Genomic DNA, 11,132 nt, shown 5'->3' on the forward strand with positions numbered 1-11,132 from the left:
TCGAAGGCCAGCTCTTCGCCGACCTGGCGCTGACCATTTCCATCGCGGTGGGCATCTCGCTGCTGATCGCCGTCACGGTGCTGCCCGCCGCGGCCGGCAGCTGGCTGCGCACGCGGCCTGGCGAGGAAAACCAGCATCGCTTCTGGTCGCGGCTCAGCGACTGGGCCCTGAAGACCACCGAAGGCCGGCCGCGCCAGCTCGCCTGGGTCGGCGGCCTGGTGCTCGCACCCGCCCTGCTTGCGGTAGTGCTGATGCCGCAGATCGACTACCTGCCGCCGGTGAAGCGCGCCGCGGTGGACGCCTTCTTCAACTTCCCGCCGGGCATGAGCCCCGAACGCGTGAACCGCGAGATCGCCCCCGCATTGCTGGAGCGCATGCGCCCGTACATGGAGGGCGAGAAGGGGCCGCAGCTCAGCAACTGGTACCTCAACCTGTGGCCGGGCGGCGGCACGCTGGGTGCGCGCGTGGTCGATCCGGACGACATCGGTGAACTCGAGCGCATCGTGCGCGACGAGATCGTGGTCGGCTTCCCCGATACGCGCGCGTTCGCCAGCGAAGGCGAGCTGTTCGGCAGCTTCGGGGGCTCGGCGCGCGCCATCGCCATCCACCTGCAGCACAGCGACGGCGATGCGCTGGCGCGTGCGGCGGAGGCAGGACGAAGAGCATTGTCCGAGCGTTTCACCRGTGCCAACGTGCAGGCCTGGCCCAATGCCGACGGCGGCACCCCGGAGCTGCGCGTCAATCCCGACGACCGGCGCCTGGCCGAAGTCGGCTGGCGGCGCCCGGAGCTGGGCACGGTGGTACGCACGCTGGGCGACGGCCAATGGCTGGGCGAGCATTTCGATGGCGACCGCCGCCTGGCGATCATCCTGCGCAGCAACGGCGAGGACGACATCGCGCGCCTGGGCGATGCCCCGCTGGCCACGCCGCAGGGCGGTGTGCTGAGCCTGGCCGACCTGGCGCAGGTGGACACGGTACTCGCGCCGAACCAGCTGCGCCGCATTGATCGCCGTCGCACGGTCACGCTCACGGTCGATCCTCCCGCGGCGATGTCGCTGGAAGAAGCGCTGGACATCGTCAACGAGGAGATCGTGCCGACCCTGCGCGACAGCCTGCCGCCGGATGCGGCCATCCGCATCTCCGGCAGCGCTGACCGGCTCGGCGAGGTGGTGCGCAGCATGGGCATCAACTTCGCGATGGCGCTGGTCGTGCTCTTCATGCTGATGGCCGCGATGTTCCGCTCGCTGCGCGACAGCGCCTTCGTCATGGCCACACTGCCGATGGCAGTGCTGGGTGGCGTCGCCGGCCTGCGCGTCCTCGACCTGGTCGCCGGCCAGACGCTGGATCTCCTCTCGATGATCGGCTTCATCATGCTGCTGGGCATGGTGATCAACAACGCCATCCTGCTGGTCGCCCAGACGCGTGAAGCGCAGGCCGACGGCGCATCGCTCGACGACGCGCTCAAGCAAGCGCTCGAACAACGCCTGCGCCCGATCCTGATCGCCGCGCTGACCGGCGTGCTCGGCGCGCTGCCGATGGCGATCAATCCAGGGCCCGGTGCGGTCATCTATCGCGGACTGGCCGCGGTGTCGGTCGGTGGCGTCGCGCTCAGCCTGCTGTTCACCGTGGTGCTCGTGCCTGCGCTGCTGCGCCTGGCCGGCGAACGCACGCCGCATCCGCGCGGCGACCAGGCCGAGGACGCGTTCGCGCTTCCCCGTGCCACTTCCTGACCCTGTCCTGGAGAATCCCATGCGTCCCCTGCCCAAACTGCTGCTCGCCTCCGCACTCGCGGGCGTCCTCGTCCTGCCATGGATGAAACGGGAGGCCGAAGCCAGCGCGCCACCCGATGAGGCATCGCCGCCCGCCATCGTCAGCGTCGCACCCGCCGTCAGCACGGCCTTTGCGCCGCACCAGTGGTCGCCGGGCAGTGTCATCAGTCGCCGCGATGCGCGTGTGGCAGGCGAACAGACGGGCCGTGTCGTCGACGTCGCGGAGGTCGGCCAGCGTGTTCGCCGCGGACAGGCGCTGGCCGTCCTCGACGACGCCGCGCTGCGCCTGCGCGAGCAGGAGAGCCAGGCAGATCTTGCGCGCATCCAGGCGCAACTCGCCTTGGCCACCCGGCAGGAACAGCGCTACGCGCAGCTGGCGGAACAACAGAACATCGCGCGTGCGCAGTACGAGCAGCTGCGCGCCGATCGCGACGTGCTGGCCCAGGAACGGGCACGCGTGCTGGCCCAACTCGCGCAGCTCCGCCATCAGCGGGCGCAGATGGTCGTCCGCGCGCCGTTCGACGGCATCGTCGTGGAGCGCCACACGCAACCTGGCGAATACCTGGTCACCGGCGCCTCGGTCGCGCGCCTGGTGGACACGGGCGCGCAGGAAGTCCGCGTCCGCGCACCGGTCGACCTGGCCCGCCATCTGTCGCCCGGTACCGAGGTACGCGTGCGCAACGCCGGCACAGAACGCGCCTATCCCGTCAGCGTGCTGGTGCCGGTGGGCGACGAAGCCTCGCGGCAGCTCGAACTGCGCATCGCGGTGGACGGCATGGACATTCCCATCGGCACCGCGGTGGACGTGGGCCTGCCCACCGCCCCGTCGCGCACGGTGATCGCGGTGCCGCGCGACGCGGTGATCCTGCGCCGCGAGGGCGACTTCGTCATGCGGGTGGATGCCGCCGGCAAGGCCGAACGCGTGCCGGTGACGACCGGTACGGAACTGGACGGCCTGGTCGAGGTCGGCGCCGGGATCAAGGCGGGCGATCGCCTGGTCGTGCGGGGCGGCGAACGTGTGGAAGCCGGCCAGATGCTGGACATCCGGTCGCCGGCACCGGCGCTGGCGAAACGCTGACACTGTGCGCCGCGGGGACGCCGGGACGACCGGCGGCCTTCACTGACGACGACCCCACGAACGGGCACAATCCGGGCATGCCGTCCGCCCCTACGCATGCCGCGCCCGCACGCAATCCCACGCCCAACCTGCGCGAGCGCTTCGATGCGATGCGCAACCTCGGCCCGTTCCTGCGCCAGATCTGGCAGACCAGCCGCACGCTGACGCTGGCGAGCCTGGGCCTGCGCCTGGTGCGCGCGTTCGTCCCCGTGGTGACGCTCTACATCGCCAAGATGATCATCGACGAAGCCATCCGGCTGGTCGGGCTGGGCCTGGACTTCGGATCGCTCGGCGAAGCGTGGCGCAGCGGGCAGCTGGACACGCTGGCCACGCTCCTGGCACTGGAGTTCGCGCTGGCGATCGGCTCCGACCTGCTCGGCCGCCTGGTCAGCTACGCCGACGCGCTGCTGTCGGAGCTGTTCACCAACGCGACCAGCGTGCGGCTCATGGCGCATGCGGCCACTCTCGACCTGGAGGACTTCGAAGACCCCGACCTGCAGGACAAGCTGGACCGTGCGCGCCGCCAGACCATGGGCCGCATGAACCTGATGAGCCAGTTGTTCGGCCAGGTACAGGATGCCATCACCGTGGTCGCCTTCGCTGCGGGCCTGCTGGTCTACGCGCCTTGGCTCATCGCCCTGCTCGCGATCGCGTTGATCCCGGCCTTCGTCGGCGAGGCGCACTTCAATGCGCTGGGCTATTCGCTGAACTTCCAGTGGACGCCCGAACGGCGCCAGCTGGAGTACCTGCGGCAGATGGGCGCGAGCGTGGAAACCGCGAAGGAGGTGAAGATCTTCAATCTCCACCGCTTCCTGATCGAACGCTACCGCACGCTCGCGGAGAAGTTCTTCCTCGCCAACCGCGCGCTCGCGCGCCGGCGTGCGCTGTGGGGCACGGTGCTCGCCGCGCTGGGCACGCTCGGGTATTACGTCGCGTATGCCTACATCGCCTGGCGCACGGTGCGCGGCGACTTCAGCATCGGCGACCTGACCTTCCTGGCCGGCAGTTTCCTGCGCCTGCGCCAGTTGCTGGAAGGGCTGCTGATCGGGTTCTCGCAGGTGGCCGGCCAGGCGCTGTACCTGGACGACCTGTTCTCCTTCTTCGAGATCGAGCCGGAGATCACGTCACCTGCAGATGCCGTGCCGGTCCCGCGTCCCATCACCCACGGCTTCGTCTTCGAGAACGTCGGCTTCCGCTATCCCGATGCCGAACGCTGGGCGGTGCGGCATCTCGACTTCGAACTGCACGCGGGCGAAGTGCTGGCCCTGGTCGGCGAGAACGGCGCCGGCAAGACCACGCTGGTGAAGCTGCTCGCGCGGCTRTACGACCCCGACGAAGGCCGCATCCTGCTCGATGGACGGGACCTGCGCGAGTACGACCTCGATGACCTGCGCGCCAACACCGGCGTGATCTTCCAGGATTTCGTGCGCTACCACCTGACCGCGGGCGAGAACATCGGCGTCGGCCGCATCGAGGCCATGCACGACGATGCGCGCGTGCGTGCCGCCGCTGCCCGCGCCATGGCCGACGAGGTGATCGAAAGCCTGCCGCGCGGCTACGACCAGCTGGTGGGCCGCCGCTTCAAGAACAGCGTGGACCTGTCGGGCGGGCAGTGGCAGAAGATCGCGATTGCGCGCGCCTACATGCGCGATGCGCAGGTGATGATCCTGGATGAACCGACCGCCGCACTCGATGCGCGTTCCGAATTCGAGGTCTTCCAACGCTTCAAGGAATTGTCGGACAATCGGACCGCGGTGCTGATCTCGCACCGCTTCTCCAGCGTCCGCATGGCCGACCGCATCCTGGTCCTCGACCAGGGGCGGCTGGAAGCCAGCGGCACGCACGCACAACTCATGGCCGCCGGCGGCCGCTACGCCGAACTGTTCGAGCTGCAGGCCGCCGGTTACCGCTGACTTCCCCCACAGGAGATACGACGTTGCGCAACGCCCACCATCGACTCGCCACCGCCCTCCTCCTCGCCCTGCCGTTGGCCGCCTGCGATTCCTCGGCCAACGGTGACGCGGCCAGGGCGTCGGCGCCCGCCGCCGCGCAGGCCGCACCCGCAGACCAGCCGTCGCAGACGCTGGCCAGCGCGCAGGGCCAGATCCGCGTCACCCGCGTCGCCAGCGGCCTCGACCACCCGTGGAGCCTCGCCTTCCTGCCGGATGGCGCCATGCTCGTCACCGAACGCAGCGGCCAGTTGCGCCGCGTCGGCGCGGACGGGGCGGTATCCGCGCCGATCACCGGCGTACCCAAGGTGTGGGCTACCGGTCAGGGCGGCCTGCTCGATGTCGTACTGGCGCCCGACTTCGCCAGCAGCCAGCGCATCTATCTGAGCTACGCCGAACCCGGCGAGAACGGCACCGCCGGCACCGCCGTCGCCTACGGCACGTTGTCCGGCGATGCACTGGCCGACGTCAAGGTCATCTACCGCCAGGAACCGAAGCTGGAAGGGCCGAACCACTTCGGTTCGCGCATCGTGTTCGACGATGCCGGCCACGTGTTCATCAGCCAGGGCGAACGCAACCAGCGCCCCACCGCGCAGGACCTCGGCAAGCTGCAGGGCAAGCTGGTGCGCCTGAACCTGGACGGCAGCGTGCCCAAGGACAACCCGTTCGTCGGCCGCGCCGATGCGCGCCCGGAGATCTACAGCTACGGCCATCGCAACATGCAGGGCATGGCACGCGATCCGCGCACGGGCAAGATCTGGCAGAACGAACACGGGCCGCGCGGCGGCGACGAGATCAACCTGCCGGAGGCCGGCAAGAACTACGGGTGGCCGGTCATCACCTACGGCATCAACTATTCGGGCCAGCCGATTCCCGAGGCCGAAGGCAAGGCGAAGGACGGCATGGAACAGCCCTACCACCTGTGGGAGAAGTCGCCCGGCGTGTCCGGCATGGCGTTCCTGACCGGCAAGACCGGCAGCCCATGGAACGACAGCCTGTTCATTGGCGCCCTGGCCGAGCGCAACCTGATCCGCCTGACGTTGCAGGGCGACAAGATCGTCGGCGAGGAGCGCCTGCTCAACGAGATCGGCGAGCGCGTGCGTGACGTGCGCGTGGATGCGAACGGCAATGTCTATGTCGTCACCGACGAGGACGACGGCAAGATCTGGCGCATCGAGCCGCCGAAGGCGCCATGAGGAGATCGTCGATGATGCGCGGCATCCTGTTCGCCTGGGTCCTCTCCGCCACCTTGCTGGCGCACGCGCAATCGCCCACGGACTACAGCGACGCCAAGCGGCGGGCGGATGCGGACGAGGCCTCATTGCCCGCGGCCAGCGCCAGTGCCCTGCGCGATGCACAGGGCATTGCGCTGGAGGCCGCCATCGCCGGCTGCGCGACGCCGAYGGCGGATACGTCGCCGTTCGTGGTGGTGGCGGAACTGGACGCATCGGGCAAGGTCGTGCGTACCTGGCGGGAGGGCGGCACGCCGCTGGCGATCTGCGTGCAGAAGCGGATCAATGGCAGCACGCTGTCAGCGCCGCCGCGCGCGCCCTTCTTCACCTCTTTCGAGCTGAGCTTCACCCGATGAGCGACGCCGCGACCGACATCAACGCACTACTGCATGCACGGCTACCGGCCGGCGCGCCGTTGCAGATTCCGCCGCCCTGCCTGCTCGACATGCAGGGCGAGYCCATCGATTACGTGGAAGGCCAGTCGCTGGCGATGCGCTTTCCCGTGCTGCCTCGCTATCAGAATCCGATCGGGCACATGCAGGGCGGCTTCATAGTGGCCGCACTGGACAACACGCTGGGGCCGTTCTCGTACCTGATCGCGCCGCCGAGCGTGACCACCTCGCTCAATACGCAGTACCTGCGACCGGTGACGCAGGAGATGCCGCACATCATCTGCCATGCGCGTTTGGTCGAACGCACGCGCAATCAGTTGTTCCTCGCCGGCGAGGTGCGCGACGACGCGGGCCGGGTGCTGGCGATGTGCCAGGCGGTATGCCAGATCCTGCCGCAGAAGGCGGGTTGAGCGCACGGCAACACGTAGTGAGCGCGATACGCACACTGCGCATTAACCACTCGGGCTCAACCTCTTTCGGTTAAGTCTGATGTGTGCCGGCATGGTGCCGCTGGCCGCGGGGGCCCTACTTTTCTTTGCTTGTGCAAAGAAAAGTAGGCAAAAGAAACACMCCCCGGCGGTCCGCCCGCCGCTGAGCGGCGGGTKCGCAGTCACGACGGGAATTTTCGGAYGGGGCCTCCTGCCCCGGCCGAAAACGGCGCACGTCCTGTGCGCCGCCCCTGCGGGGTTTTACCCGCCGCGACTGCCGGACCTCAGGGGCCCCGAGAGCGGCGTCTGACTGACCAACGCGCGCTTTTGCGGTTGGTCTTGTCTTCTGGCCCCATGAGGCACGGCGAGTGGGCCGGGTACAACCCGAAGGGCGCCGTCATGGATGACGGCGTTTTCGTATGGCACATGGATGTGCCTTACGAAAATTCCCGGCCCGCTCGCGGACCCGGAGCGAAGCGCAGGGCGTGCCGCCTGGGGTGTGTTTCTTTGCTTCTTTCTTTGCACAAGCAAAGAAAGAAGGCCCCCGCGGCGAGCGGCGCCATGCCTGACCCAAAGCCCCGCCTACGAAAGACGCACTCAACACGTTCATCATGAGTGTGCGTTTCGAATGAGCGGCGGATGTGGAGAAGTCGCTGATAGCCGATGAGGACCGACTTCGTTGCCCCTCACCCCAACCCCTCTCTCCCACAGGGACTTCCTTCGGTCGCCGCAGGGAGAGGGCTCTTGGGGCAGTCGTCACTCCAGCAGCCGCGCCCATCCTTCCATCCCTTCCACCCGCGCCAGCACCAGCTTCACGCACACCAGCAACGGCACCGCCAGCAGCAGTCCGATGATCCCCCACAGCCACCCGAACAGCATCAGCGCCAGGATCAGCACCAGTGGCGACAACGCCATCCGCTTGCCCAGGATGATCGGCGTGATGATCTGTCCCTCGATCGTGTGCAGCACCAGGTAAGCGATCGCCGGCAGCATCGACTGCAGCGGCTGGTCGAAGCTGATGAAGCCCACCAGCAGCATCGACACCATCCCGATCAACGGGCCCACATAGGGCGCGAAGTTCAGCAGCGTCGCCATGGTGCCCCACAGCAGCGCTTCGGCCAGCGGCAGGCCCAGCAGGTACAGCACCCCGGCGAACACCAGGCCCACCACCGTGTTGATGATGCTGATGGTCAGTACGTAGCGCGACACCTCGCGCTCGATGGAGTGCAGGATCTCCACGGTGAATTTCTTCTGCTGCCGCCCGGGCAGCAGCGCGATCGCGTTCCGCTGCAGGTTCTCGCCGTACACCATGAAGAAGAACGTCAGCAGCACCACCGCCAGCAGCGACGCGAGCACGCGCGGGGTGGCCAGCAGCTTGCCGTACGGGTCGTCCGGCGTGGCCTGTACCACTTGCGGCTGGCGCCCGGACGCCTGCGCGCCGGCGGCGGCGCGGGCGAAACTCTCCGCGGCCTTGTTGGCGTCCTGCACCGGCTTGGTGAGCTCGCGAAGCTTCGGCGCCAGCTGGCGCATCTCGCGCGGCGCCTGCTGGGCCCACTCCATCGCCGAGGGCAGCATCTTCTGCGCCAGCAGGCCGGTCGCCGCCATGCCGCCGAGCAGCACGATCAGGGCGCCGAGGAAACGCGGGACGTACAACTTGCGCAGCACGCGAATGATCGGGTTGCCGACCAGCGCGAAGAACATCGCCAGCAGCACCGGCAGCAGCAGGTCCTGCGCCGCCCACAGCGTATAGCCGACGGCCAGCGTCGCCAGCACCAGCATCGGCGTCGAACCGCGGGGACGCGAAGGCGGCGGAGTGGGCGCCGGGATGTCGGAGGACGCGGGTGTGCTCATGGACAGGGGGCCGCCTGGAAGGATGCGCGATTGTGCAGCGGTCCCTGTGGGAGCGACGTGAGTCGCGACCCCGCGCGGTGGCGGTCAGGAAGTCCCCACCGCTCACGGTCTTCCAGGACACAAGGGTGCAACGGGACGTCGTTCGTGCGGTCGCGACTCACGTCGCCCCTGCAACAGACCCCGGCGTCAGCGCTCGGACAGCTCCGTTGCCGCTTCGGCCGGCCGCGGGGCGGTCGCCACGATGCGGTCCTCGTCGAAAGCCTCGTCCACCATCGGCTCGTCCTCCTCCTCGACCACCGCGCCGTCGGCCTGGGCCYGCTGCTGCACATCCTGTGCGGTGTCGGCGGCCTGCTCGGCGGTTTCCGCGGCAGTGGCGGCCTGCGCGGTGGCCAGGAAACTGGAGACCGCGGTGAACATCTGCATCCAGCGCGCCCCGGTCAGTGCGCGCAGCGGTTCGGCGCGGCCCACCAGGAAGCCGCTCACCACCCCGGCGATGACGATGCGTCCCGGCGTCCAGCCTTCGCGCCATGAGTCCTTGAGGATCGTCCAGTACAGCGAGGACTGCGCGCTGCGCAGTTCCACCCGCCTCTCGGCCCGTGCCACGTGCTGCTGCAGCTGTTCGAAGCGCATCAGGGGCCTCCGGTGCCGGGGGGCGGCGTGCCCGGCGGAAGTTCGTCGTCGTCGGGGCTGCCGTTCTCGTCGAACAGGCCCAGCCGCGACAGCTGGCGCCGGGTCGCATGCATGCCGGTGTAATCGAAGTAACGGCTCACCCGCCAAGCGGCGAATGCGGTCATGGCCAGGCTGAGGAACGCTGCCAGCGAAAGCGACTGCAGCCAGGAGAAACCGAACCGCTGCATCAGCGCGATCAGCGCGCCGGTGATCAGCAGCCAAGCGGACGCACCGAACACCACCGCCACGCATGCCCACGCCAGCGCACGGCCGAAGGCACTGCGGGCCAGCGCGAAATCCGCCGACACCAGCGCACGCATCGCACGACCGGTGTCCTTCGCGGACCCGTACGCAGCGCGCCCGGCTTCACCGACCTCCTTGAGGCTGTCGATGAAGTCGGGCGGCGGGACGTCGGTGTCGCGGGGCGCGTCGCTCACGCGGCGGGCTTACTTGTCGCCGCCGCCGCTGCGCGCCAGCTTGGCGATGATCCAGCCGGCGGCAAAGGCCACGCCGAAGGAGGCGATCGGCCGCTCGCGGATCAGGTCGGCGGCACTGTCGATCAGGTCGCGACCCTTGTCCATCAGCGCATCGACCTGCTCGCGCGCCGCGCCGCCGCCGGCTTCGGCCGCCGCCAGGCCCGACAGCGCGCCGTCGGCCAGTTCGGATTTGACGTTCGCCTTGCCCAGGCGCAGCTCGTCGCCCGCGGCGCTGGCGGCGCCCTTGATCGCTTCGCTGGCGGCCGCCGCGGCGGAGGCCAGGTGCGAACCGGCTTCGCCCAAGTTGGACTTCAGGGCATCGGTATGTGTGGGAATGCTCATGGGTGTCTCCTGCAGGCGGGGGATGGGGGCACTGTAATGCACGCGGGTGAACGCGCTGTTAGATGGGTGGGGGAAGGAGTGAATAGGGAGCAGTGAAGCGTGAGCGGACGCAAGGACCTCCCTCCTTACATCTCACTTCTCCCCCTCACTCCCGCACCTCACTGCATCAGCAGCCGCCCCGTGCCGCGGCCGCGCAGGATGTCCAGCACCAGCTGCGCCGGCTTGCGCTCGAAGCTGGCGCGGAACCCCGGCAGGTCGCCGAACTCGCCGCTGCTGCTGCGCACGATGATGTCGCCCGGACGCAGCCCGCTGTTCCAGGCGCGGCTGTCGCGCGCCACGTTGCTCACCTGCACGCCGCCCTGCGCGCCGCGCAGCATGCCGCGCAGCGCCTGCCGCGCGGATTCGTCCAGTTCCTTCAGCGTTGCGCCGGCCAGGCGCGGGTCGAGCGTCGCGCCCTCGGCGTTGCGCACGCCTTCCTTCAGCGCCACGTCCAGCTGCAGCGACTTGCCATCGCGGCGCACGTCCAGCGCCACGCGCGTGCCCACCGGCTGCAGGCCTTCGAAGTTGTGCAGGGCGGCGCGGTTGTCGATGCGCTGGCCATTGGCCGCCATCACCACGTCGCCGGGCTGCAGGCCGGCCGCGGCCGCGGCCGAACCCGGATACACCCGCGTCACCAGCGCGCCACGCGGCACGTCCAGCCCCAGCCCGCGCGCCGTGCGCTCGTCCACGTCCTGCGATTCCACGCCGAACGTGCCCCGGCGCACCACGCCGTTGTTGGCGATCAGCTGGTCCATGATGCCGCGCGCCATGTTGATCGGAATGGCGAAGCCCAGGCCGATGTTGCCGGCCATGCTGCCGCGCGGGTTGAAGCTGGCGGTGTTGATGCCCACCAGCCGGCCCTGCAGGT

The 11,132-nt window shown here is 69.0% G+C and carries 11 protein-coding genes; 6 read left to right on the top strand and 5 right to left on the bottom strand.

Translation table 11 applies throughout. The features are described 5' to 3' along the window. The 6 genes from AC04L7_RS05070 to AC04L7_RS05095 form a co-directional block, all read left to right on the top strand. Positions 1–1,730: efflux RND transporter permease subunit (locus AC04L7_RS05070; protein ID WP_475512629.1), on the top strand; the 1,730-nt coding region annotated here is incomplete at its 5' end. A gap of 19 nt (positions 1,731–1,749) precedes the next feature. Next, the gene (locus tag AC04L7_RS05075) at positions 1,750–2,847 is read left to right on the top strand and encodes an efflux RND transporter periplasmic adaptor subunit (protein ID WP_435999154.1); all 1,098 of its coding nucleotides are present in this window, start codon (positions 1,750–1,752) and stop codon (positions 2,845–2,847) included. A gap of 77 nt (positions 2,848–2,924) precedes the next feature. Next, positions 2,925–4,799 (top strand): ABC transporter ATP-binding protein, encoded by a 1,875-nt coding sequence (locus tag AC04L7_RS05080; protein WP_435999156.1) that lies wholly within the window; start codon positions 2,925–2,927, stop codon positions 4,797–4,799. 23 nt (positions 4,800–4,822) lie between these two features. Continuing rightward, a complete protein-coding gene (locus tag AC04L7_RS05085) occupies positions 4,823–6,031 on the top strand; it encodes a PQQ-dependent sugar dehydrogenase (protein WP_435999158.1) in 1,209 nt (402 codons plus the stop codon). Between the two features lie 11 nt (positions 6,032–6,042). Continuing rightward, a complete protein-coding gene (locus AC04L7_RS05090) occupies positions 6,043–6,423 on the top strand; it encodes a hypothetical protein (protein WP_475512630.1) in 381 nt (126 codons plus the stop codon). Next, the gene (locus tag AC04L7_RS05095) at positions 6,420–6,869 is read left to right on the top strand and encodes a PaaI family thioesterase (RefSeq protein WP_475512631.1); all 450 of its coding nucleotides are present in this window, start codon (positions 6,420–6,422) and stop codon (positions 6,867–6,869) included. The genes AC04L7_RS05090 and AC04L7_RS05095 overlap by 4 nt, the downstream gene beginning before the upstream one ends. A 774-nt stretch (positions 6,870–7,643) precedes the next feature. Here AC04L7_RS05095 and AC04L7_RS05100 read toward each other — a convergent pair. From AC04L7_RS05100 to AC04L7_RS05120, 5 genes are all read right to left on the bottom strand, one after another. Beyond that, positions 7,644–8,738: an AI-2E family transporter gene (locus tag AC04L7_RS05100; protein WP_296282802.1), complete on the bottom strand. Its 1,095-nt coding sequence runs from the start codon at positions 8,736–8,738 to the stop codon at positions 7,644–7,646. Positions 8,739–8,924: 186 nt separating this feature from the next. Then, positions 8,925–9,368, bottom strand: coding sequence for a hypothetical protein (locus AC04L7_RS05105; RefSeq protein WP_475512632.1), 444 nt, complete (start codon positions 9,366–9,368; stop codon positions 8,925–8,927). Next, positions 9,368–9,844 carry a phage holin family protein gene (locus tag AC04L7_RS05110; protein ID WP_436000415.1) on the bottom strand — a complete coding sequence of 159 codons (477 nt, stop codon included), beginning with the start codon at positions 9,842–9,844 and terminating at the stop codon, positions 9,368–9,370. The genes AC04L7_RS05105 and AC04L7_RS05110 overlap by 1 nt, the downstream gene beginning before the upstream one ends. 9 nt (positions 9,845–9,853) lie before the next feature. Next, positions 9,854–10,225 carry a hypothetical protein gene (locus tag AC04L7_RS05115; RefSeq protein ID WP_299347063.1) on the bottom strand — a complete coding sequence of 124 codons (372 nt, stop codon included), beginning with the start codon at positions 10,223–10,225 and terminating at the stop codon, positions 9,854–9,856. A 158-nt stretch (positions 10,226–10,383) separates the two neighbouring features. Further along, positions 10,384–11,132 (bottom strand): PDZ domain-containing protein (locus AC04L7_RS05120; RefSeq protein WP_475512633.1); only part of this gene is annotated, 749 nt, incomplete at its 5' end.

The organism is Pseudoxanthomonas sp. LjRoot204_2 (genome assembly GCF_056175765.1).